Here is a 24,382-nt window from a genome sequence, read left to right on the forward strand (position 1 = left end):
CCAAGGGCCTGTAGAATATGTGCCACCCTTCCAATGAAGGAAAGATGGCACATAAGAATGTTTCAATTAACCAATCAATTTGAGGAGTGATTGAGGTAATTGGTTCGCTTGTGCAGTAACAGAAATAGATGCTTGGATACGTACTTGTGCTTGAGCAAACTTAGTAGATTCTTCAGCAACGTTAGCATCCAAGAAGTCAGCGCGAGCCGCATCTGTATTTTGAATACTGGTTTCCAAGTTAGCCGAAGCAAAATCAAAACGAGATTGCAATGCACCAATACCTGCGCGTAATGAAGTTACTTTGCTAATAGCATCATCGAGCGCTTTACCAGCTTCTACAGAAGAATCAACCGTAAGGACATTTAACGATTTTCCGCCATACAGTGAATCAGTTTTAGCACTAGACAGCGATACTTGAATGACGTCACTCGAAGCAACACCCACCTGGAAGTTGATACCGCCACCACCTTTACCAATACCAAAAGCAGAACCTAAAGCATTCTCAAATGCTGCTGCTTTGGAATCGGTAGACACACTGATATCATCTGTAGTATCACCCGTAATACCACCAGCAACGAAGGTCAATGTGCTTGTTGGATCATCGGTATTAGTCAATGTTAAGCGGCTTCCACGAACAATCGAAGTACCTATGCCACTAGAGGTTTCATACGTTTGGCCATTCACTTTGATTTGCAGGTTGAAGTCAGAGCTTCCTGTTTTAGGAGCAGTAACCTTCACACTGTCGACTTGCAAACTATCAAAATTGCTTTTGTTTAATTCAAGATATGAACCATTCAATGTACCAGTTTTGACGTTTCCATCCAAAATATTACCAGTGCCGCTATAGCTGCTGATGGTACGATTTTGAGAAAATTGAACTTTATCCAACGCTTTATTTAAACGATCAGCAAGTACATTCGCTTCCGATTGGTTATTGACCGATTGACCTTGGTTAGCTGCCAGCTCAATGCTGAAAGATCCCCCAGCAGCATTATCCGCTGTGAACGTCACAAACGTATTTGCTGTTGCGGTTGTATCGGTAATAGAAGCTTTATAGGTATAATCACCCACTTTAATGCTCACATTAGCTTGATCAGGAAGACCAGAATATTGAGCACTAAATCCAGAAATTTTACCCGTGAACGATGCATTATTTTTGATCAAATGCGTATCAACACCACCTACAGCACCACCCGCGAGAGTCGTCACGGCCGTACCGATTGGAGTGTTGGTACCATCTTCAATCACAAATGAGTTACCATCGGTTGTCTCACCTTTATAGCTTACATCCAAAACTGCAGAACCAGCCACATGCGAATAGGTTGCTTTAGCAATGGCTTCTTTGTTTGAGTTGTTCAACACAGAAACTAAATTGTCTAAAGACTCAGCTTGGGTAGCACCAACCAATACTTCGTTAGCCGCACCCGTTAAGGTTGTTTTAAACGTAATCGTTTCACCGTTTACTTTCAGAGAGTCACCGTTTGCAGGTGTACCAGCAAAGGTAATAGCAGCAGAAGCCTTTGTACCAGACAAGCTGCTTAAGATACTGTCAGAAATAGTTCCGCTTGAAGTCACGCCACCTTCGACCAATGAATTATCTGAACCACCTTGTAAGGCAGCAGCAGAGAACGTAAGGCCGGTACCGGTACCGTTTGCCATGGAGAATGAGTTACCACCACGTCCAGCTTCATTATAGGTCACGACGATCTGAGCAGTATTACCCGAACCTACTTTAGCATAGGTAGCAGCACTCACCGCAGAGCTGGTGTTGCTTTGCAATTTACCCAGCAAGTTATCAAGTGTTGAACCAGCAGAACCACCGATTTGAACCGTAGTTGGGCTTACAGAAGCTGCTGTTGTGAACGTGAAAGTCGTACCGTTGATCACCGCTGTATCGTTGTTTGATGGATTGGTAGAGATGGTGATCGTACCAGACGCTTTTGTTCCTGAGGCATTGGCTTCAAGTTTCGTTACGTCACTTAATCCACCGTCAATCAATTTAATGCCGTTGAAGTTGGTGCTTGCAGCAATACGGTCAACCTCTTTTGAGAGATTTTGGAACTCTTGGTCAAGGAATGCACGTTGAGAATTAGAAATCGAACCTGAGTTCGCTTGCGATGCCAGCGCTTTTTGACGTTGCAAAATATCACCGACGCTCGACAGCGCACCATCAGCTACCGAAAGAAGGCTGTTAGCCTGAGAAGCGTTGGTTAAAGCAGTACGTAAGGTTGAAACGTCTGTTTTCAAACCAGTACCTACAGCAAGACCAGCAGCATCGTCCGATGCACGGATAATGCGGCTACCGCTTGATAAACGAGCAACCGAAAGTTGGGCGCTCTCAGAAGCTTTACCGAGATTTGCGTGGCCGTACATGGCCGAAATATTGGTATTAATTGAACCTGTTGACATAGAAAACTCCTACTTGGATTAAAATTAATGGGCTACTTGCCCGCTATTGATTATGCGCACCTTGCACATAATCCCCGAAGCCAGCAACGCCGACCACTCAGGTTACAGCTAAGAATAGCGGGCGACCTTTAAAATTCGTTTAACAAAATCGGTTATTAAATGTATAAAATGCCGCCAATAGACGTTTAACCGCACCTCTGAAGGCCTCACTTTAGCAAAGAGCTTCGACTCAGCAAGCACACATGAAAATGAATCGTATACGTCATACATTCAATTTTATATACTGCCCTGTATCCCCTAATCCATGATTACGTACAGTCACCATCACTTGCCTTGCATTGACAGATAGTGCCGCCATAGAGTCGATATTGACGGGCTGCGTTAAATGATCCACAGTTCCAACCAAACGCGGTACGGATGTCGATACATCGATCAATGCACTACGCCATGCAAGATTAAGTACCGTGTAGTGAATCAGGACAGATGACGCTTGCGGACATGTAAGTACTACTTCACCCAATGCCGCGACAGACTCCGTATAAAATATTGCGCTTCCGCCTATGTTAATCATGTTATTAGTGATCGTTAGTAGCACCACTTCACCCGTAACATGAGCATTATGCCGGTAGGCCACCACTAATTGACCAGGTGCCATTAAACATGATTTTAGCATGCCTACCGCACTATTTACGACCGTCACCACATTTCCTAAAGTGATGGTTGCACCATTGATGTGAATCAATTGCGCCTTCAAATACGTGCCGGATAAACCGGAACGGTAACAGAGAATAACCTGCTGTGAATTCAGCTTAGTCAGCTGGCAATACAAAGGCATAGACAACGCTTCAAAAGTCGTCTTTGGATCCCAGCTTATGGTTAAATGACTCATATCCAACATTCCCCTCATCATTTGACCTGCATTATCTTTCGTTGATTGAAAGGCAAATAAAACGGTTAACGAATCAAGCATCACCACAGATGGATAATGGATAGCCCCGGCAAAGAGCTGTACACTTAATCCAATAGTAAGCGTATTCGAGTTACTGATTTTAAACACAATTGATTTAGGATAATGCGACGGCGCTGTGCGCAAAAGGATAACACCATTGCCTGATGCCGGATCAACTGCTATATCCATTGCCGTTATAGTTCCGTTATAAATAATAATTTCTGCACCTAAAACATTCACTCCAGAAGCATCCACCGTAACCACCCTGAGTACGACATCATTATTGGCACCACGACGATATCCAAGCAATATCCCAGATGCAGAAAATGGAACGATTACCTGAAATTGAGGATTATTAGCATACGTCATCGCTACCGAATCTAAATGACCATCGTAACCATGCCAATCAACAGATAAAACAATAGGTTTTTTATTAAAGTTAATATATCGATACAACATACTATATTCCCCTTACGCTAGTGATCTGAAAACTCAAGCCTTCACAGTTTGTTGTCGCACTGACTCCCAGCGCTAACCGGTCTCCCACCTGTAAATTAACAGCAAGCGTATAGGTTGATAAACTTGATGTAGAACCGATAGTTAAACCAATATCAACACCATTCACTTTAATTAAGCAGCTGGCTGTTCCCGCTTTGGTTTGCACCGCTATCTGGGTCAATTGAATTGGAATAGGCACACTCAGTAATAACGGATATCCTTGGATCACAGGAACATCAATAGTGCCTGCCAAGACCTCCACCATTTGTCCCAGCATTGGCCGGATTGATGCTATGGCAATATTGCTCCATTTAGACCCGTTATAGGAGAGCAACTGGTTTGATTGTGGCAAGACAACAGCACAATCTGTCAATCCTGATAGGGTCGTAGGTCCAGGAGGGGGTGACGCCTCCACTTGCAGTGTGTCAATCCACTCATTGCCGTCAAACGTAATCAATTTATCCTGGTCCATAACCCACATGGTCATGCCTTCGCGAGGAATGATAAATCGCCAGAGCTGATTAAAATAAGCAATCTTCCCATCCTGGTTGCTCCACAAACCAGCAGCCGTCTTTGCCACAATATAAACATCTCCGATCATGGGTTCCACCGGAGGATTTTGGATATGCTGGCTTCTTGCACCTGTATTGAGTAACACATCAATACGGCTCAATGCCTCATTCACGGTTAATTCTTTCTGCGCCTGCTGTGTATAAAGCAACGGCAATTGTACGTGTGGTGTGGTCTCCATAATCGTCTCCCTAGCCTAAAAAAATTCTAGGCTACGACATTTGCTAAAGGCAAGTCTCAGAAAAACAAACATTCACAACTCAACAACCCATTGATCCATAAAAGATAAAAAAGAATTTTTATAACAAAAAAAGACGGAAATGAATTTTTTTTTCAAATTCACTTTTCATGCTTCACCTTTTGTTTATTTTTTGTGATATGATGGGGTATATAAGTGGTTCAAATTTATGAAACAACGTCTTGTCTCTTGGTGTGTTTTAATATCGGCATGCGTGTCGGTTTCCTCTGCTTATGCAGGCTATGAAGATATGATGCGCGGCAAGACCTTGACGTCTATACGCGCTGAAGAACGGGCCAAAAACCCACCAGCTGAAGAGGCTCCCGTACCACGACAGCTTCCTTCCTCTGAAGTCCCAGCTCAACGACCTGCTCCTCAAAACCCACCAACCCACCGCGTCTTGACCATTGATGCACGGTCACCAGAAATGGATGCCAAGAAACAAGCTGCACGCGATAATTGGAACCGCTACCTTAAATCGCTAACGCCCGAACAACGCAAAGTCTACGAAAACAGAATCGCCGATACCAATCCCTATGCCCAGCAGGCCAAACGCAGTTTGCTCAGCACCCCCAAACCAACCCCTGCTTCGATCCATAGCTTACCAGATGCAGACCAGGCACTTGTTCGCAAATTTATAAATAACGACAAAAAGGTAGTCTTCAAAGATTTATCCCCTGAAGCCAGAAGGTTTGTGCGTTACCGTTACAGCAATAATTATCGCATTCCACCGACAGGTCTTGATGATGTTGATTTTAGTAAGCCGCTCCCTGCCAATATTTATTGGCAGGGGATCGCAGCTTCAGATGCAGAAGAAGTGCGCCGATTTATGCAGTCAGGTTCGCAAGATACATCAACGTTGTCGCGTTCTGCCAAAAGGGCCTTTGATAGAGCTCAAGAAATAAGAGATTTTGTCGATAACCTAAATAACCCCCTGCATCGCCGAAGAAAAGAACATGAGCTGGCGAAGGGGTCTGTAGCGTATAAAGAACAGCAAATGCACCTGCGTAATCAACGGATAAGAGAACTCACCACAGACAGTCAAAATGTTCCCCTCGAACAACGGGAAACCCCTGATAAACGCACCAGTAATAAAGCGCCGTATCCTATCACGACAGAAATGTATAATAAGATACTCTCTCATGAGGAGAATAAGCCTTGATCGCCCCTTTATGCCATGCGCAATAACGACGTGATTCGTCTGCATTGACTATGAGAGCCATACAACAACGATTGCGTGACTATACAATTCGTAAGCGCCATTCAAAGACTTCTGGAGCAGTAATCCCCTACGGCTCATACTCCTTTAACAGGTTGAAGATGATGGAGTTTGGAGGGAACCCAATATAATTTTTGATTGATCGAGTTTCACCCTTGTTTTTGAATATTGGCTGTTCCCACCCACTCCATCATCTTCAGACCTTTTTGGAGTGTGAGCCGTAGGCGAGCACGGAAAGAAGGGCTGGAGAACCAGGCCTTCTTCTTAATCTTTCCATCCTTTTTACGACAGGCATCTGTATCCGGTTCACACGCAGCAAATATTAGCTAAATATTATACAATATATACTATAGTAATATATAGTACATCTAGTAATGGAAATAGGCATGAATGTCATAAAAGCACTGTTCATCGCTACGGTTTTGTGTGCCGCGGCACCACTTTCCTCTGCATCTGATGATGGAACGACTCCCTCACGTGACAACGATCCCAATGTAACGACCTATCATATCTCCAGTGGTACGGGCTTCTACGTCCAGCCCAATTACGTCATAACCAATAACCATGTTGTGGAATCATGCCAGACCATTGCCTTGCGTCGTAAAGACGGTTTTAAACCAGCCATGGTGATTGCCTCAGATACCCGTAATGACTTAGCCTTACTTAAAACCGATGCCCAACCAGAAGCCATTGCTTCGCTACGCAGTAACAGCGAGATCAGCATTGGCGAACCGGTGTCAGTCATTGGCTACCCCAAAGAACATGGCCTTACTGGCGACTACACCACCGCCCGAGGCAAAGTACTTGATCTTTCAGGCCCCCTGCGCGATGACAACCGTATCCAATTTTCTGACATGGTCGAAAAAGGCAATAGCGGTGGCCCCTTGATTGATGAAAGCGGTAATATTATCGGTGTCGTTGTTGGCAAAGTCAATTATTACGAAATGGATGTTGACCTAAAACAACATTCTGATGCCAAACCCGTTAAAACAACCGGGATTGCGATTAATCTGCCAACCTTACGGACATTCCTCGACCGCAATCATATTTATTATGAGCGCAACAACACCGGCCATTCGATCGTCTATCATAACATTGAAAATGAAGCTAAACATTATATCGTTAATATTCACTGTGTGATGTCTGAATAAATTGATTCTCCGGGTTTTTCACGGTATCTTATCGTAAAAATATGAGAGTTCTACCATGAATATCGTCACCCGTTTTGCGCCCTCACCTACCGGTTATTTACATATTGGTTCTGCACGCACCGCACTTTTTAGCTATCTGTACGCCAAACACTGTAATGGGCAATTTCTATTGCGCATCGAAGATACCGACCGCGAACGCTCAACCGAAGATGCCGTACGCGCTATCCATGATGGTTTAAACTGGCTGGGTATCATTCCCGACCAGGAGCCCGTTTTCCAGTTTGCCCGCCGCGATCGCCATGCCGAAATAGCACATGAGCTCGTTCAGCAAGGCCGAGCGTATTACTGCTATTGCACCCCTGAAGAATTAGATCGCATGAAGCAGGAAGCGCAGGCCAATAAGAAGCATTTTCAGTACCCACGCATCTGGCGTGACCGCCCAACGGATCAAGCCCCTGTGGGTGTTAATCCAGTGGTACGTATCAAATCACCACTTGAGGGCGAAACAATCCTGGAAGATGGCGTACAAGGCCGCGTTGTTGTACCCAATAATACACTGGATGATTTTATCCTGCTGCGTTCTGATGGTACACCTACCTATATGCTGGCGGTGGTGGTGGATGATCATGACATGGGTGTCAGCCATATCATCAGGGGTGACGATCATTTAACCAATACCTTCAGGCAAATGGTTATCTATCGCGCCATGCATTGGGAACTTCCTCATTTCTCACATATACCGCTTATCCATGGTGCCGATGGAGCTAAATTGTCTAAACGTCACGGAGCACTGGGAGTCGATGCCTACCGTGATATGGGATTACTGCCCGAAGCCATTTGCAATTACTTACTACGTTTAGGTTGGGCTTATGGCGATGAAGAAATTATTTCCAACGAAAAAGCCATTGAGTGGTTTGATATCAAAGGTATCGGTAAATCGCCATCACGTTTTGATATCGAAAAATTAAAGAACCTCAATGCCCATTACATCAAGCAAGCTGATAATGCCCGTTTACTGGAGCTTGCCAGACCTTTCATTGAGCGCAAACATTTGACTTCCCTTTTGCCACAACAATCTGAAATACTCTTACATGGTATGAATGGACTTAAGCAACGTGCAAAAACCATCATTGAAATTGCCGAACAGGCCGATGTTTACGTAGCCGAACCCATTCTTTCAATCATGGACGACAAAGCAAGGCAGCAATTGATGGATGGAAAACCAATATTGAAGGATGTGATAGAATTATTAACCGATGAATCTGGCTGGAGTGAAACAAACCTGCATGACCGCGTACAGCGTTATGCGGAAAGCAAAGGCCTCAAACTGGGACAGGCTGCAGCTCCCTTACGTGTAGCTCTTGCTGGACGCACGACCTCACCCAGCGTATTTGAAATGATGGCGGCCCTAGGAAAAGCATTAAGTCTAAAGCGATTACAGACGGCATTTATATTTGAAATCTAAGACAAATGAGCGGGTTGGGATAGGGCACCATTTAAATCGCGGAGTGTAGAGCGTTGTTCTCATCCCTCTCCCTTTTAAGGAGCCCGAACCAACGGCATCCTACGGCGAGATCTGCTTACCGATAACGCTCCATCGAAAGATCCTCTGCCGTTTTGCCGTTCTGCCGTCCTTAATAATGCTCCGCCATCGTCGCCAAAGCGGCTAACTCAGCCACTAATTTTTCTACCGGACATAAATCACTCTCTTTATTATCGGCTTTATCAGAAAACACCATACCAGAGGCATTCAGGTTGGTGTAAGGGTCGCGGCCTTGGTGGACACGGTGAATACAGCCGACGCCTTTACCACCTAAAAGATACAGCAATGATTCGGCAGGATGCCCGTCTACGGTTTCAATGGTAGGCACCCCTTCTTGGATAATAACTTCATGCACCTCAGTATTGCCTTTGATCATGCTCATTTTATTGCGGATTTTTTTGTTGATTTCCAGCACCTCAGAACCCGACATCGCCGTCATCACTCCCATGCCATAGGTTCCACGATCTGCTTTAACAAACACATAAGGCGTTTCCTTAATGCCGTAATCAGCATATTTGTCAGCAATTTTAGCCACAATCCTGTCCACATGTTTAGCGACGCAACCTAGCCCCAGTTCTTCTTTAAAATTCACATGGTCACATTCTTCGAAAATCGTCGAGATAAGCCATGGATCAATATTAAAATCCTTGGCAAATTGTCCAACAACCGCATTATAGGCTTTAAAATGGGATGATTTTTTGCGTACATGCCACCCAAGGGCAGAAGGAGGAGTTACCGGAATATCGATATTTTCGATAATAGTGGGAACACCGCTGGTGCAATCATTATTGAGGATAATCATGTCAGGACGAAATCCATCCTGGGTCTCAATGTTACGTCCATTGGTGTGGAAAGGTTCAATATGCACCATTTTGCCCGTCACCGAAAGCACTTCCTGCACAGCCTGAGCATCGGCACTGGTACGACCAATCCTGGTGTTATAACCTGCTGTTAAAAAAATCTCTTTTAAAACAGCTAGGTTTTCAAGGTAATAATAATTACGGGTATGATTCTCAGGAATGATCGCTATGTTTCTAGCACCCGGATAATATTTTTCCAAATATAACTTAGCCCTGAGTACCGCCTTTTCACGACTAGCTTCGGATAGATTATTAAATCCTGCTGGAAATAAATTCGTGTCAACCGGTGCTATTTTATAACCCGCATAACGAATATCGACCGAATGGTAGACATAGGGTACTCCACCCGATTGTGCATATTGCGCTTCAAACCAATCCTGGATAGAAGATGCTGACGACTTAACCAATTCAATCAAAATAGCTTTAATAGTCATATATTCCTTTGAGATTAGGCTTTGAAATGGGGTTTTAGATTCCAGTCTCCAATAGAGGCTTGCCAACATACTAATGCGGCAATGCAGGCTGTGTCTACCCTTAATATACGCGGCCCCATGGTAATACGTTTAACAAACGGCAGAATAGATAATGTTTGCAGCTCTTCTGGAGAAAACCCACCCTCTGGACCAATAAGGAACGCCAATGGTTTGTGCTTAAGGTATTGAAGGACACTATGAATTGTTTCTCCCCCTCCAGTTTCATCGCATACCAACAAAAGCCGCTGTGGATCCCAGTGAGTAAGAACATCTTCAAGACCGATTATAGGGGCTATCTCAGGAATAGAAAGCCGTTCGCATTGCTCGGCAGCTTCTTTAGCATGCAGCTGACATTTATCGAGGTTTATTTTATCAACAACGCTTCGTCGCATCAGCACCGGTACCAGCCTGGATACTCCAAGCTCTGTTGTTTTCTCGATAATCGTATCCAGCCTGCCGCCACGCGGCGGAGCAAATAACAGCCATATATCGGTTTCAACTTCAACCTGTTGTGGCCGTAACTGCCTTTTTATACAGAGGCCAAGCGAACGTTTAGTGATAGAATCAATGCTCGCCAACCATTCTCCATCCCTACCATTAAAGACGATAACCTCATCATGAAGCTGTTTACGCATAACATGGATGAGATAATGAAAATCAGCATCCCCCAACAAGAGAACCTCCTGCTGGGACAAAGCGCTGTGCGTATAAATACGAGAAAGAGGTGTGTTTTTATGAGACGTTTTCATGGCAACATAATAAACGAAGGACGCGCCAAAGAAAACCTTAATTATGAATTTTCAGTGTTACGGTATTTAATCATGCTGAGTACAGGCCCTGCCATCAAAGGTATATCCTTCACAGGCCTGATAACCGGTAAACCACTTCACCACATCCACAGCACCAAACATACCGGTAATGCTGAGGCAAATAACCAGGGCAGTCCCCCAATTCATTTTCCCCAGGAAGGTAGCCACTCCACCAAAAAATATAGCGATAGTCGCAATCACCCGGCCAGTTACCCCCAACAATAACGCAATGATACAGCATAATGTATCGCTTAATGCATCCCCACCGGAACTGGATGACTCTGCATTGTTAAGACAATCATTATGTTGGTTATGGCAATTACTCAAACACGTGCTTAACGCGCTGTTATTTCCGCCGTTGGTATTGTTATCACGGGTGCAGGTTTCCTCGCAGGTACGGCTTTGATTATCGCATTGAACCATCAAGCCATCATTGGTATCACTGGCGTATGAAATACTTGTGCAAGACAATGAAAAAAAGCCACACACCGCTAACATAAGCGATAAAATCGTGCTTTTAAATGACATAGATATTATTTTTTTCATTTTCCGTCTCAGAGCTGAAAACCTATATGTCGATTGTACTATAAATATGTTACGTTTTTATGAAAATCTGGCGATTGGCACATTTAAATGTTTCTTTACCTCTTTACTGGTTTAATATCCAAAGACCATTCACAGCTAAATTTAACGACGAGGAAGGCCATGACCATAGAAAACACCTACGCTGAAGTACAACTTTCGATAAATCTGACTAACCTCATAGATAACTATAACTTAATTCGCAATGTAATACAAGGAATTGATTGTGTTCCGGTTGTCAAAGCTGACGCTTATGGGCTCGGGGCCGACAAAATTGTTTTAGCCCTTGCCAAGGCTGGCTGTAAACAATTTTTTGTGGCGACTGCTGATGAAGGTATTGCCCTTCGCCATCTCCTTCCCGATATCGCAATCCATGTATTTCACGGTCCTAACAACCATAATAAGGAAGCCTTTAGAGTCTATAACATGATTCCAGTGATCAATAGCCTGGAACAGTTCCATACCTGGAACAACTATGGTATGGATATCGCTAATGTCCTTCCTGCCTTCCTACATATCGATACCGGTATGAACCGTTTAGGGATGACATTTGAAGAATTAAAAACAAACCTTAGTAAGATCCGTCAAGCCGAAGGCATAAAATGGCTTTATCTGATGAGCCATCTGGCCTGTGCCGATAATCCAAACCATACACTTAACAAACACCAGTTAGAGCAATTTCAGCAGGCACGGAGACTCTTTCCATTTATTAAAGGATCGCTGGCTAACTCTTCAGGTATTTTTCTTGGAAAGAATTATTTATTCCATTCAGTAAGGCCTGGAGCGGCACTCTATGGAATTAATCCTACGCCTTACGCACAAAATCCCATGAAGCCAGTAGTTTCACTCAAAGGGAAAATTATTCAACATCGCTATGTCAATGAGCCCGGAACAGTTAGCTACAGCGGCACCCACCAGGTTGAGCCCGGGGCTCGTATTGCAATTGTACCTATAGGATATGCCGATGGCTACCTTCGTTCCCTGAGCAACAGGCCGTCCATCGTTAGTATCGGCGGTCATCGAGCTCCCATTATTGGGGTGGTCACTATGGATTCAATTATGATTGATGTCTCACACATTCCCCACGAACTCTGCCAACCCGGAAAAGAAGTGCAGCTGATGGGAGGAGATATTCCATTAGAAGAAACAGCCCAGGCTGCTGGAACCATTGCTTACGAAATGATTACCTGCCTTGGTAACCGTTTTAAACGGGAATATGTTTCAGATGCAGCTCCAGCAAAACAAAATATCTTGACGCAAGCCTAAGATATTCCTATCGTTACAGCGTTTAGTATTAACGGATGTTGTTGTTTATTATGAATATCTTACAGCTTATTGGCAGTGTCTTCCTGGGTTTCCTTAACGCAGTGGGACATTTAGCTATCTTTACCGGTCAGGCAATCCTTTCTATGCTCCGCCCCCCTTTGTACGCACGTATGCTGGGACGGCAAATGTTAGAAATAGGTTATTATTCGCTACCTGTGGTGGGGATGACTGCCATTTTTACAGGAGCCGTACTCGCGTTACAGACTTATACTGGTTTTTCGCGCTTTAATGCCGAAAGTTCTATTGCTGCCGTTGTTATTATTTCTATCACGCGCGAATTAGGTCCGGTTCTTGCTGGGTTGATGGTGGCCGGGCGCGTTGGGGCGGCTATGGCTGCCGAAATTGGCACCATGCGTGTTACTGAGCAAATTGATGCACTTACCACATTGGCTACCAACCCGTTTAAATACCTGGTCGCTCCCCGTTTATGGGCTGGGCTTGCCATGTTGCCATGTCTTGTTTTAGTGGGCGACATTATTGGGGTCTTTGGTGGTTATCTGGTCAGCATCCATAAGCTTGGTTTTAGCCCAGGTCCATATCTTTACAGCACTTTCCTCTATTTAAAAACCCGCGATGTTGTTTCAGGACTGGTAAAAGCCGGTGTTTTTGGCTTTATTGTCTCGCTGATGGGATGCTATCACGGATACCGTTCACGTGGCGGCGCCCAGGGGGTTGGTAACGCAACAACCAATGCCGTTGTTAGCGCCTCCATTCTAATCCTCTTCTGTAATTATATTGTTACTGAAATTTTCTTTGCAACTGAATAATAACCATATGAAACAAACACCCTCCCCATCCTCCAATACCAAAATTGAATTCAACGATGTACATAAGGGCTTTGCGAGTAAGAAAGTTCTCCAGGGTGTGAATTTCACCTTAGAAAAAGGCAAATCTTTGGTTATTATCGGCGGCTCCGGTTCAGGAAAATCCGTTATTTTAAAAAGTTTACTCGGTATTATGCTGCCTGATAAAGGGGCAATCTTCATTGATGGGGAAGAAACCACCCGTATAAGTGGCGCACAGCGCGACCGTGTTATGCTTAAATTTGGCATGTTATTCCAAGGCGGTGCGTTGTTTGACAGTTTGCCAGTCTGGGAAAATATAACATTTGCGTTACGCCAACAGGAAAAAATAAACCGTGAGCAGGCCAAAGAAATCGCCGTTTCCAAATTAAATTCGGTTGGTTTAGGAGCCGATGTCTCACGTCTTTATCCATCTGAATTATCGGGAGGAATGCAAAAACGTGTTGCATTAGCGCGGGCTATCTGTATGAATCCAGACATTATTTTATTTGATGAACCAACCACGGGACTTGACCCGATTATGGCGGCCATCATTAATGAATTGATCGTAAAGTGCTCAGAGGAATTAGGCGCAACCACCATCACCATCACCCACGATATGCACAGTGCCAAAGCCATTGCCGACGATGTCGCCATGCTCTATCAGGGTACATTAATCTGGACTGGTGCGGTAGACACGCTTGAAGATAGCGGCAACCCATTTGTCGAACAATTCATCCATGGCACCAGCATTGGGCCGATAGAAGTAAAACTCCAAGATCATTGATAGTACCCTGCTTCGACAAGAAAGGAGTTGGGTAGTCCTGCTCTGCCTGTTTTTTAGTATAGAATTTCCCACAAACTCCGTCATCTTCACCCTTTAAAAGGAGTATGAGCCGTAGGCGAGTACTGCTTTAAAAGGGTGGAGATCCAGCACAACACTCATTACGCGACCAGCGCAATTCCATTATTTGCTACCTATGAAACCGACACTCAAGCCTGTATTAGTAAGGATGGAAGTATTAAGAAGAGGCCTCGGTCTCCAGACCTTTTCCGTGCTCGCCTACGGTTCACACTCCCAAAAGATCTGAAGATGACGGAATGTGTGGCAACACTCCACAGTCAAAAACAAAGGTGAAGCTTGATCGATCAATCAAAAATTATACGGGTCACCCGCGCTCTCGGAGGCGGGGTGTTCGAGAGTACTACTAAAAAACAAAAATCTCTCTTTCAAAACACCTTGACATCATCCATTAATCACAGTAGATTGCTGGCGCGATTTTAAGAATCCCGTGGTTTTATATTTATGCCCAAAAACTCTGATCCGCTTCCGTCTCTTGATGAGTTATCTTCAAAAATAGACGAGGCTGAAAGAGCCAGAAAACCAACGCCAGATGAAGGACCTTCTTCTGGTAGCGCAGGCCGCGTTGCTATTGAGTTAGTATCCGGTGTCGTCGTAGGTTTTCTAATTGGCTTCTGGGCCGATAAATGGCTTAATACAAAACCCATTTTTCTTATTATCTGTATCCTTTTGGGGTTTGCCGGCGGTTTTTGGAATATCTACCGTATGTCGCAGGGGATCCCCAGAAACGCCCCTAAGCGTGCAAAAAAAAGTCGCACGCCAAAAGGAAGCGAAAAATTATAAGAAGAATTATAAAGTGATAGGTTTTTTATGTCAGGTCATCATAGTCCATTAGCCCAGTTTGTGGTTGAACCTCTTGTATCGATTCCGGTTAACGGAGTAGGTGGACTTGGCTTGAGCTTTACCAACGCTTCATTGTTCATGGTACTAGCAATATCGTGCGTTATCGCGCTTCTGTTCTTAACCACCACCAAAAAAGCAATCGTACCTGGACGCTGGCAGTCGGTCTCCGAGATGATGTACCAATTTGTGGCAGGCGTCGTAAAAGATAACGTAGGCGATCAGGGCAAAAAATATTTCCCGTTCGTATTTACGCTCTTCACCTTCGTTCTTTTCTGTAACCTCCTTGGTTTAATGCCTTATTACAGCTTTACCGTTACCAGCCATATTATCGTTACATTTGCGTTAGCTATGCTTGTTTTTCTGGCTGTGACTATTATTGGTTTTGCCCGTCACGGCCTGCATTTCTTCAGTTTATTTTTGCCTGCAGGAACACCATGGTGGATGGCTCCACTTATGTTCTTCATTGAGTTATTTGCTTACTTAGCACGTCCTGTGAGCCTTTCTGTCCGTTTGGCCGCTAATATGTTAGCCGGTCACACCATGCTGAAAGTGATTGCAGGGTTCGTTCTCTCCCTTGGGCTCATAGGTGGATGGCTACCATTTGCTTTCCTGATGGTCCTTAGTGGGTTTGAGATCTTTGTGGCAGTCTTACAGGCTTATATTTTTACCGTATTGACTTGTGTCTATCTTAATGATGCAATTCACTTACACTAATTTGTTCAACCATTTCTAAAGGATAAAACATGGAAAACGACGCTTTGAAATATGTAGGTATTGGTCTTACAGCTTTTGGTATGTTGGGTGCCGCACTCGGAGTAGGAAATATTTTTGCAGCCATGCTTAATGGTGTTGCACGTAATCCTGGAGCAGAGCCTAAACTTGCTAAATATGTGTACGTAGGCGCAGGCCTTTCAGAAGCTATGGGCCTTTTTGCTCTGGTTATCGCTTTGCTGATCCTGTTCCGTTAATCAGCTACATAGGTTAAAACATGCCTCAGTTAGACCCATCCTCTTTTGCATCACAGCTCTTTTGGTTAGCATTGACGTTTAGTTTATTATTCGTCGTGTTGTCAGTGTTTTTGTTACCGCGTATCCGTGGTATCCTTGAACACCGTCAATCAACCATTGAGGCTGGGCTAGCTGAAGCACGTGCCTTTCGTGACCTCGCAGAATCTGCGTTGTTTGATTATCAATCAACCATGAGCGATTCTCGAAGCGAAGGCGCTAAAATCATGCAGGAAGCTGCACTTCTGTTCCAGAAAGAATCTGCCGAGACGTTAGCATCGGTAGAAAAAGATATTGAAACCAGATTGGCACAAGCTGAAAAATCGCTGACTGCCACTCGCGAAAAAGCCCTGGCTTCTGCTAAAGAAGCATCGCTTTCCATCGCTCAAACGGTTGTCAAAACAATCGCAGGTTTTGACGCTAATTCGCAATCACTGCGCGCACTTTTGCAGGAGGTTGAATAACATGGTATTTGACCAAGTATTTTGGGTTGGCTCGGCAACGATTGCCTTTCTTGCCCTCATTGCCAAACCCGTTGGAACTGTCGTTGTTAAATCGCTTGATACGCGCAGCAACGCTATTGAAAAAGAATTGAACGAAGCAAAACGCCTTCGTGATGAAGCTGAGGCCGTTCTTGCTTCTTACAAAGAACGTCAGCAAGCTGCCGTCATTGAGGCTGAAGAAATCGTCGCCCACGCCAAGCAACAGGCGGAGGCTTATTTAATACGTGCACGAAACGATTTGAAACAACATGTTGAGAAGCGTTTAAATGTGGCCGAGAAAAAAATCGCCCAGTTAGAAATTGGGCTCATCGCCGATGTAAAGAAACAAGCAGTCCATGAAGCCATTGCCATTGCGCATAAATTGTTATTGCAGCAGCAAGCCAATTTTGCCACGCAGTCTATCGACCAGGCAGAGGCCGACTTAAAACAACTCCTGCTGGATAATCCGCCCACTAACTAGGAACAACTATGAAAAAACAGGAGGCTAAGTTGCTACCGATTTCGGTAGCAACAAGCCTCCTGATTTTTAATAAACCTACGGTTACTTTTTCGTCTCCGTGGCTTGAAAATCAAGGGCTGTCGACATGGTATCTTACCACCCTTTCTCCTGAGTCGGAACAAAACACCTCTTATTCTTTCCTTGATACAGCTTCCCTTGACTTACCCGTTGGTACACGTGCTGATATAGCCCAGAATCCTGTATTAACCTTGGGTCCTATTATCCAACAAACACACCGGGTTGATCAACAACGCTACTTTGCTACGCTTCGTGGTGACATTGGCATCAGCGCCACGACCACCTTATCGCTGAGCCTAAGCGCTGAGGATGTAAAAGAACTTCATCATTTTGCTTACGATACGAACCTAGGTTCCATTGCTGTGGCATTGGAAAATGATTATGTCCAGCTTAAACCCAGCGTCTTTATTCAAAGCCAATTATCGAAAAATGCTATTTCTGTTGCCAGTTATCAATTGGGTTGGAGCATCCCTCCTCTGCGTATTCAATACGCAGACCATTCCTTTAGTTGGCTTCCTGAAGAAAGTAAATTGAATGCAGGCATTGCCTGGGGACAATCGTTTAAGGTAGGGAAGCGTTTTGGTTTCTACCAACTAGACACCCAACTCCATCAACCGCTGATCCCGGAGTTGGGTGGTATCTCCATTGAAGCAACATGGGGTGAACCTGTAAAAAAACACTGGATGTGGCAAGCACAAACCGCCATTAAATGGCACATGCCCCATTGGACTCATCATGATTTTTCTTCGCATGGCGTGACGGCAGCGGCATCACAACTTGCTTATTATGGCATTCCGTTTGCTCCTGATCATAGCGAGCATTTTAGTCCATACGATGAAATCTCACTTTCTCTTTCGGTGGTCAAATCCACAACGAAACACCCTAATCGCCACAAACTCTCAGGGGTGATGGTTGGGTTTGATCCACACACTGGCAACTTTAAAACGGGGGTTATGACAAGCATATGGTTTCAATTTTAGGCAAAGCAAAACTTGGAGAAATATTAGTGTGGATGGGGTACGTAAGACCATGTGATTTGGAAACGGCCCTGCTGATTCAGAACCAATGCCCTAACCTTATCGGCGAAACATTAATCTGTCAGGGATACATCACCCGCTCCCAGTTAGAGGAAGCCCTCGACACCCAGGCACAGGCTCACTATGTCGATCTGATTGAACATCAAAGCACGGTTATTATCGAATCAGATAATAATCGCTGGGACTATATGCGCCATGGCTGTATTCCCTGGCGAAAAGACCCTCACGAATTAACGATTGCAACCTCCCGCTATACCCCCGCAATCAAACATTGGGCAGAAAAATGCTTCTCTGTTCGCCGGCGCATCCGATTTGTGCTAGCACGTCCGCAACACATCTTTGAAAATTTAAGGATGAGTTACGCCAAAGCCGATATTCAGCATGCTGTTTCGCATCTAACCACCCATCACCAAGAATTTTCGTTTTATGCATGGTACCATCAACCAGGCGGATGGATTGGTCATCACAGCATGCTGCTGATGTGTGTGTTCACAAGCTTGATTATTTTCTTTTTGCTGTTTCCGTGTGGAATTTTCTTTTTTTTCCTCGCTGTGATGAATGTGTTTTATCTGGTGATGCTGGGTTCCAAACTTTATTTAATGCTTAAACGTAATCAGACCATGAAGGCCATGCCCATAGCTCCATCGCTTTTAACGTCAAACAAGCCATCGTCTGCTTCACCATCACACCCTCCCCTGTCAGTATCGCTTATCATCCCATTACGCGATGAAGCCGCCATTATCCCTCAATTGCTACGCAATCTGCAAACCATTGACTTCCCCTTAAGCCATCTGCAGATTTTAATCCCGGTTGAGGCTGATGATGCTTCTACCATCGAGGCCCTCCACAACCATTTACTCCCACCTCATATTATCCCCCTCTACGTACCGCCTTCAATCCCACGAACAAAAGGCAAAGCCTGCAACTTTGCTCTGCACTATGTCATTCATGATCTGGTGGGAATCTTTGATGCGGATGATCTCATTGATCCACAACATCTAAACAGGGTAGTCATGCAATTTGCCCAAGAACCGACGATTACCGCCGCCATTCAATGCCGGCTTAATTATTATAATGCCCAACAAAACTGGCTGACCCGCATGTTTTCACTCGAATACACACTGTGGTTTGATTATTTGCTTCCCGGTCTTTGGCACGCTAAAGCACCGATCCCCTTAGGTGGCAGCAGTAATTTTTTCCGTACCATGGTCCTGCGTGAAATAGGAGCCTGGGATCCTTATAATGTAACAGAAGATGCTGATATCGGTGTACGCCTGGCCAGACTGGGTTACCGCACGGCCTTAAGCAAAACACTCACCTTAGAAGAAGCCCCCCTTCATCTGCGTACCTGGCTCAAACAACGCAGCCGCTGGATTAAAGGACATCTGCAAACCTATCTGGTTCATATGCAATCCCCCGACATCCTGTTTCATCATCTGGGATTCAAAGGATTTCTCTGGCTCAATCTCTTTATCGGCCTCCCCTGTATTGGCCATATGATGGTACCCATATTATGGCTGGCGGGGATAGGCTATCCCATGTTATCACACCTGTTTCATTTCCCCGACCTGCCTCTTGTTCTTCATAGACTGACTGTGGCCGTCTTGGGTATTGGTTTAATCCTTCAGGCCTTCATGGCCTGGTGTGCCCACCCACCACGTCATATAAAAGATTATCTTGCGATCATCACCTTCCCCTTTTACTGGCTACTGCATGCAATCGCCGCCTTCATTGCCTTCATTGAATTAATCCATCGACCATTTCACTGGAACAAAACCCCACATGCTGGGTGCCGAACCTTCATCGAATCAAAGAGAAAAACTTGAACAACTAGAAAGCTTATAGGAACCTTTTATGACACTAGGGAAAGATATTATTAAAGGACTAAACGATGTTATCCAATCTGAAAAAAGCCTATTGACTGCGGACGATGGTGTCCGTATCTACCGCTATAAAACGCCTACTCCTGAAGAAGTCGATGTTAAAGCCATCCGCGACAAATTACAGATGACACAAGAACAATTCTCTCTATTTGGCTTCAGTAAACGTGCTACCAGGCATGGGGAACACCATCGAAGGATCCCTGATGGTGCTGCCAGGGTCCTGCTTAAAGTGATAGAGCATTATCCAGAGGTTGTTCTTCACACCATTAAGACCGCTTGAGCCCTCTAATCGTTTATCCTCATTCTTTGCGCGAAAAGTACTTGACAGCCGCGGCTAGATGTAGGATTATCTATGCTCTTTAACGAAGGATACATGTATGAAAATCGTGAGTTCATTAAAAAGCGCTAAAAAGCGCCACAAAGGTAACACAATCGTAAAGCGTAAAGGCAAGGTTTATGTTATTAACAAGAAAGAGCCTCGCTTTAAAGCGCGTCAGGGTTAATTTTTAAGAAGGAAACTAGTGCAATGGCAGTTAAAATTCGTTTAGCTAGAAATGGTGCAAAAAAACGTCCGTTTTATTGGATTGTTGTCGCCGATTCTCGTTCTCCACGTGATGGTCGCTTTATCGAGAAATTAGGCACCTATAATCCGCTCCTTGAGCAAGACAACCCATTGCGTGTTGTCCTTCAAAATGAGCGCGTAGTTCATTGGTTAAGCGTTGGTGCTGAACCTACGGACCGTGTTGCATTGTTCTTGGAAAGAGCAGGCATTACCGCCAAAAAGCCGGAACAAGCTGAAAAGCCTAAAGCCGCTAAAAAGAAAAAAGCAAGCTAATCCGTTAGCTTGCAAACCAGAATATGAAAAGCGGCTTTGTGCCGCTTTTTTTATATTGAAGTACAGTATGCACTCATCGCCTCACCTTATTTGCGTTGCTACGATTATTGCTCCTCACGGTATCCGTGGTGAAGTCAAAATCCGTACCCACACCGAATATCCAGAGACTATCGAAGAATATAGCCCGCTTTTAAATGGCTCTGGTGCACCATCCTATAAGGTGACTATTCGTCAAGTGATTGCCGATGATCTCGTTATTGCCCGTATTGAAGGGATCACCAACCGCAATGAAGCTGAAACATTACGCCAAGTGCAACTGTATATCACCCGCGACGAGATGCCCGACATAGACGAAGACGAATTTTATCACACGGACCTCATCGGCTTAGCCGTTAAAAACGACCAGGGTGTTGATCAGGGCGTGGTCGTTGCTTTGCATAATTTTGGTGCGGGTGATATAATTGAAATCAAATTCAACAACCAACATCAATCCGTGATGTTGCCGTTTACCAAAGCAACGATTCCCACCATTGATCTCAACCATCATTTTGTTATCTTCAACCCACCTGAAACCTATGAAATCGAACTTGGTGAATAACCAGCCCTGGCTTATCACGTTATTAACTCTTTTTCCTGAAATGTTTCCCGGGTCTTTAGGCCATTCGCTGGCAGGGAAAGCTCTGGCTGATGGTATATGGAATTATCAAACCATTGATATCCGCAAACATGCAATCAACAAACACGGTACCGTTGATGATAAACCCTATGGAGGCGGCACTGGAATGTTAATGCGCCCAGATGCCGTAGGACCAGCCATTGATGAGGCTTTAGAGCATCCAATGAAGCCGCATTTAATCTACTTAACCCCCCGTGGAAAAGTCTTTGATCAAAATCTCGCTTACCAGTTGATTAACCGTCCACATGTTGCTATACTGTGCGGGCGTTTTGAAGGAATTGACGCCAGATTGCTTGCTGAGTACCCATGTGAAGAAATCAGTTTGGGTGACTTTGTGTTATCAGGAGGCGAGCCGGCGGCCCTGTGTATGCTCGATGCGTGCATCCGTTTATTACCAGGGGTTATCCAATCTTCAGAGGCACTAGGTGAAGAAAGCTTTGTCAGTTCTGGCCAATTATCGGGATTATTAGAATATCCCCATTATACCAGGCCCCCTGTATGGAAAGATCACCCGGTTCCTGATGTTCTAGTATCAGGCAACCATGCGGCAATTGCCAAATGGCGCCTCGAACAAGCGCAACAGATCACCGCTCTGCGGCGCCCCGATTTGTGGCAACACTATCAGGAAAAGCAAGCGGGCGAGAATAAAAAGAATAACGAGAATAAAAAGAAAAAATAGTTTTTGAAGGAGCCACCAAATGTCTACGATCATGCAGTCCATTGATAAAGCCTATATCGAACAATTATCAGCGAATAAAGCTGAGATCCCTGATTTTGCTCCTGGCGACACGGTCGAAGTAGCTGTAGTCGTAGTTGAGGGTCAAAAAAGCCGTATTCAGAAATTCACTGGCGTATGCATTGCCCGTAAAAATGATGGTTTCAATTCTAACTTCACTGTTCGTAAAATCAGTGATGGCGTTGGTGTTGAGCGTGTGTTCCCTCTTTATTCACCAAGCGTTGAAAGCATTAAATTGGTTCGTCGTGGTGCTGTACGCCGCGCTAAACTTTATTATCTGCGTGAACTTCGTGGTAAAGCTGCGCGTATTACTGAAAAACGCGAGTGGGATACCAACACGTCTGAAGCTGCCTCTAACTAATAACACTATCTTTCCTACTCCTGAAAAGGAGTGGTGGCCGAAGGCCGGGGTGGTGTGAAGGCAACAGATTCAGTAACATGGATGTGTATTTATCCTTCCCCCCCCCCGTCTTAAAGGCACGAATCTCACACTCCTCCCATGAGCCGTGTGAACCCGAGTCTTTATTCTAACAGCCCCGAGTCCTTATTCTAACAGCATTGAGCACTCTTTATGACATTAGCCAACAAGCCTCGCACCTTATTCGATAAAATCTGGGACAGCCACGTTGTCGCACCGCAATCCGAAGATACGGTATTGCTCTATATCGACCGTCATATGATCCATGAGGTCACCAGCCCGCAAGCGTTTGAGGGCCTGCGTCTTGCAAAGCGCAAGGTACGCCGGTTAGAATGTCATTTAGCGGTTGCCGACCATAATGTACCAACCACCGACCGGAGCCATGGTATTAAGGACGAAACCTCGCGTATCCAGGTGGACACGCTTGAACATAACTGCCACGATTTTGGCGTAGAATATTTTTCACTGATGGACAGGCGTCAGGGGATTGTGCATATTGTTGGCCCTGAACAAGGATTCTCCTTACCAGGGACCACCATGGTCTGCGGCGACAGCCATACCTCTACCCATGGAGCATTTGGTGCCCTTGCATTTGGTATTGGAACCAGTGAAGTGGAGCATGTGCTTGCCACGCAAACATTGATTCAAAAACACGCTAAAAACATGCGCATCACTGTCGATGGCCAATTGCCAGCCGGTGTTACCGCAAAGGATATTGCCTTGGCGATTATTGGCCATATTGGTACCGCCGGTGGTACGGGTTATGTGATTGAATATGCAGGTGAAGCCATTCGCAATCTGTCGATGGAAGCACGCATGACGTTGTGTAACATGACCATTGAAGCAGGTGCGCGCGCTGGTTTGATCGCCCCGGATGACATCACCTTTGATTATTTAAAAGGCCGCCCGAAGGCGCCAGCAGGTGCTTTATGGGATCAAGCGGTTGCTTATTGGCGTACCCTGCCTTCTGACCCTGGAGCGACCTACAGCAAGGAAATTACCTTAAACGCCCATGATATCGTTCCACAAGTGACCTGGGGAACCAGCCCTGAAGAAGTATTGCCTATTACCGGTACGGTTCCTAACCCTGCCCATATCCATGATGATATGCAACGCAGCTCGGTTGAACGTGCGTTGAACTATATGGGATTAGAACCGGGTACTTTATTGCAGGATATCACCATCGATAAAGTTTTTATCGGTTCGTGCACCAATGGCCGGATTGAAGATTTGCGTGAGGTAGCTGCCATTGCCAAAGGGCATAAAGTAGCTTCGAATGTCAGCCTTGCGATGATCGTTCCAGGATCGGGTGAAGTAAAAGAACAAGCCGAAGCCGAAGGCCTTGATAAAATTTTCATCGAAGCTGGGTTTGAATGGCGTGAGCCAGGTTGTTCTATGTGCCTGGCCATGAATGCCGATAAATTAGAACCGGGTGAACGCTGTGCCTCGACCTCCAACCGTAACTTTGAAGGCCGTCAAGGCCGTGGTGGACGCACGCATTTGATGAGCCCAGGTATGGCCACAGCGGCAGCGATTAAGGGGAAATTAGCGGATGTTAGGGATTTTCTAAGCTAATAGAATTCTGATTTTTTGGGGAAGTAAAAAATGGAATTGCGCTCGTCGCGCAATCGGTGTTGTGCTGGGTCTCCAACCTTTTAA

The 24,382-nt window shown here is 45.0% G+C and carries 26 protein-coding genes; 20 read left to right on the forward strand and 6 right to left on the reverse strand.

Features of this window, described 5'->3' with window-relative positions; genetic code table 11:
* Nucleotides 1-66 precede the first annotated feature (66 nt).
* The 3 genes from IPP74_11125 to IPP74_11135 form a co-directional block, all read right to left on the reverse strand.
* Complete coding sequence (locus IPP74_11125; GenBank protein MBL0319823.1) at nt 67-2,409, reverse strand: hypothetical protein; 2,343 nt, start codon at nt 2,407-2,409, stop codon at nt 67-69.
* 262 nt (nt 2,410-2,671) lie between these two features.
* The gene (locus IPP74_11130) at nt 2,672-3,817 is read right to left on the reverse strand and encodes a hypothetical protein (GenBank protein ID MBL0319824.1); all 1,146 of its coding nucleotides are present in this window, start codon (nt 3,815-3,817) and stop codon (nt 2,672-2,674) included.
* Nucleotide 3,818: 1 nt separating this feature from the next.
* Nucleotides 3,819-4,607: a DUF2793 domain-containing protein gene (locus IPP74_11135; protein ID MBL0319825.1), complete on the reverse strand. Its 789-nt coding sequence runs from the start codon at nt 4,605-4,607 to the stop codon at nt 3,819-3,821.
* 226 nt (nt 4,608-4,833) lie between these two features.
* Here IPP74_11135 and IPP74_11140 point away from each other — a divergent pair, with 226 nt between their 5' ends.
* The 3 genes from IPP74_11140 (at nt 4,834) to IPP74_11150 (ending at nt 8,499) form a co-directional block, all read left to right on the forward strand.
* Nucleotides 4,834-5,826 (forward strand): hypothetical protein, encoded by a 993-nt coding sequence (locus IPP74_11140; GenBank protein ID MBL0319826.1) that lies wholly within the window; start codon nt 4,834-4,836, stop codon nt 5,824-5,826.
* A gap of 443 nt (nt 5,827-6,269) precedes the next feature.
* Nucleotides 6,270-7,034: a trypsin-like peptidase domain-containing protein gene (locus tag IPP74_11145; protein ID MBL0319827.1), complete on the forward strand. Its 765-nt coding sequence runs from the start codon at nt 6,270-6,272 to the stop codon at nt 7,032-7,034.
* Between the two features lie 55 nt (nt 7,035-7,089).
* On the forward strand, nt 7,090-8,499 hold the full coding sequence (locus IPP74_11150) for a glutamate--tRNA ligase (protein MBL0319828.1): 1,410 nt from the start codon (nt 7,090-7,092) through the stop codon (nt 8,497-8,499).
* Nucleotides 8,500-8,668: 169 nt separating this feature from the next.
* Here IPP74_11150 and gshA read toward each other — a convergent pair whose 3' ends face one another.
* The 3 genes from gshA to IPP74_11165 form a co-directional block, all read right to left on the reverse strand.
* Complete coding sequence (gene gshA / locus IPP74_11155; protein ID MBL0319829.1) at nt 8,669-9,871, reverse strand: glutamate--cysteine ligase; 1,203 nt, start codon at nt 9,869-9,871, stop codon at nt 8,669-8,671.
* A gap of 14 nt (nt 9,872-9,885) precedes the next feature.
* Entirely contained in the window at nt 9,886-10,659 is a 774-nt protein-coding gene (locus IPP74_11160) for a 16S rRNA (uracil(1498)-N(3))-methyltransferase (GenBank protein MBL0319830.1), read from the reverse strand.
* A gap of 66 nt (nt 10,660-10,725) precedes the next feature.
* Nucleotides 10,726-11,247, reverse strand: coding sequence for a TrbC/VIRB2 family protein (locus IPP74_11165; GenBank protein MBL0319831.1), 522 nt, complete (start codon nt 11,245-11,247; stop codon nt 10,726-10,728).
* Nucleotides 11,248-11,424: 177 nt separating this feature from the next.
* Between IPP74_11165 and alr the strand changes: the two genes are divergently transcribed.
* From alr to leuC, 17 genes are all read left to right on the forward strand, one after another.
* Nucleotides 11,425-12,567, forward strand: a complete 1,143-nt coding sequence (gene alr / locus IPP74_11170; GenBank protein ID MBL0319832.1) for an alanine racemase — start codon at nt 11,425-11,427, stop codon at nt 12,565-12,567.
* Nucleotides 12,568-12,617: 50 nt separating this feature from the next.
* A complete protein-coding gene (locus IPP74_11175) occupies nt 12,618-13,394 on the forward strand; it encodes an ABC transporter permease (GenBank protein ID MBL0319833.1) in 777 nt (258 codons plus the stop codon).
* Nucleotides 13,395-13,401: 7 nt separating this feature from the next.
* The gene (locus IPP74_11180) at nt 13,402-14,196 is read left to right on the forward strand and encodes an ATP-binding cassette domain-containing protein (protein MBL0319834.1); all 795 of its coding nucleotides are present in this window, start codon (nt 13,402-13,404) and stop codon (nt 14,194-14,196) included.
* Between the two features lie 519 nt (nt 14,197-14,715).
* Nucleotides 14,716-15,054: an AtpZ/AtpI family protein gene (locus IPP74_11185; GenBank protein ID MBL0319835.1), complete on the forward strand. Its 339-nt coding sequence runs from the start codon at nt 14,716-14,718 to the stop codon at nt 15,052-15,054.
* A 27-nt stretch (nt 15,055-15,081) separates the two neighbouring features.
* Nucleotides 15,082-15,828, forward strand: coding sequence for a F0F1 ATP synthase subunit A (locus tag IPP74_11190; protein MBL0319836.1), 747 nt, complete (start codon nt 15,082-15,084; stop codon nt 15,826-15,828).
* A gap of 29 nt (nt 15,829-15,857) precedes the next feature.
* Entirely contained in the window at nt 15,858-16,082 is a 225-nt protein-coding gene (locus IPP74_11195; GenBank protein MBL0319837.1) for a F0F1 ATP synthase subunit C, read from the forward strand.
* Between the two features lie 20 nt (nt 16,083-16,102).
* Nucleotides 16,103-16,582: a hypothetical protein gene (locus IPP74_11200; GenBank protein MBL0319838.1), complete on the forward strand. Its 480-nt coding sequence runs from the start codon at nt 16,103-16,105 to the stop codon at nt 16,580-16,582.
* A gap of 1 nt (nt 16,583) precedes the next feature.
* The gene (locus IPP74_11205; GenBank protein MBL0319839.1) at nt 16,584-17,081 is read left to right on the forward strand and encodes an ATP F0F1 synthase subunit B; all 498 of its coding nucleotides are present in this window, start codon (nt 16,584-16,586) and stop codon (nt 17,079-17,081) included.
* An 8-nt stretch (nt 17,082-17,089) separates the two neighbouring features.
* On the forward strand, nt 17,090-18,118 hold the full coding sequence (locus IPP74_11210; GenBank protein MBL0319840.1) for a hypothetical protein: 1,029 nt from the start codon (nt 17,090-17,092) through the stop codon (nt 18,116-18,118).
* Nucleotides 18,103-20,001: a glycosyltransferase gene (locus tag IPP74_11215; GenBank protein MBL0319841.1), complete on the forward strand. Its 1,899-nt coding sequence runs from the start codon at nt 18,103-18,105 to the stop codon at nt 19,999-20,001. The genes IPP74_11210 and IPP74_11215 overlap by 16 nt, the downstream gene beginning before the upstream one ends.
* Nucleotides 20,002-20,029: 28 nt before the next feature.
* On the forward strand, nt 20,030-20,338 hold the full coding sequence (locus IPP74_11220) for a transcriptional regulator (protein MBL0319842.1): 309 nt from the start codon (nt 20,030-20,032) through the stop codon (nt 20,336-20,338).
* Between the two features lie 97 nt (nt 20,339-20,435).
* On the forward strand, nt 20,436-20,561 hold the full coding sequence (rpmJ, locus tag IPP74_11225; GenBank protein MBL0319843.1) for a 50S ribosomal protein L36: 126 nt from the start codon (nt 20,436-20,438) through the stop codon (nt 20,559-20,561).
* A 23-nt stretch (nt 20,562-20,584) separates the two neighbouring features.
* Complete coding sequence (rpsP, locus tag IPP74_11230; protein MBL0319844.1) at nt 20,585-20,893, forward strand: 30S ribosomal protein S16; 309 nt, start codon at nt 20,585-20,587, stop codon at nt 20,891-20,893.
* Nucleotides 20,894-20,960: 67 nt separating this feature from the next.
* Nucleotides 20,961-21,491 (forward strand): 16S rRNA processing protein RimM, encoded by a 531-nt coding sequence (rimM, locus tag IPP74_11235; GenBank protein ID MBL0319845.1) that lies wholly within the window; start codon nt 20,961-20,963, stop codon nt 21,489-21,491.
* Nucleotides 21,469-22,248, forward strand: coding sequence for a tRNA (guanosine(37)-N1)-methyltransferase TrmD (gene trmD, locus IPP74_11240; protein ID MBL0319846.1), 780 nt, complete (start codon nt 21,469-21,471; stop codon nt 22,246-22,248). Before rimM ends, trmD begins: the two co-directional genes overlap by 23 nt.
* 19 nt (nt 22,249-22,267) lie before the next feature.
* Nucleotides 22,268-22,666 carry a 50S ribosomal protein L19 gene (rplS, locus tag IPP74_11245; protein MBL0319847.1) on the forward strand — a complete coding sequence of 133 codons (399 nt, stop codon included), beginning with the start codon at nt 22,268-22,270 and terminating at the stop codon, nt 22,664-22,666.
* A gap of 210 nt (nt 22,667-22,876) precedes the next feature.
* Complete coding sequence (leuC, locus tag IPP74_11250) at nt 22,877-24,298, forward strand: 3-isopropylmalate dehydratase large subunit (protein MBL0319848.1); 1,422 nt, start codon at nt 22,877-22,879, stop codon at nt 24,296-24,298.
* Nucleotides 24,299-24,382 lie beyond the last annotated feature (84 nt).

The organism is Alphaproteobacteria bacterium, assembly GCA_016722515.1.
Lineage (GTDB): Bacteria > Pseudomonadota > Alphaproteobacteria > Rickettsiales > JADKJE01 > JADKJE01.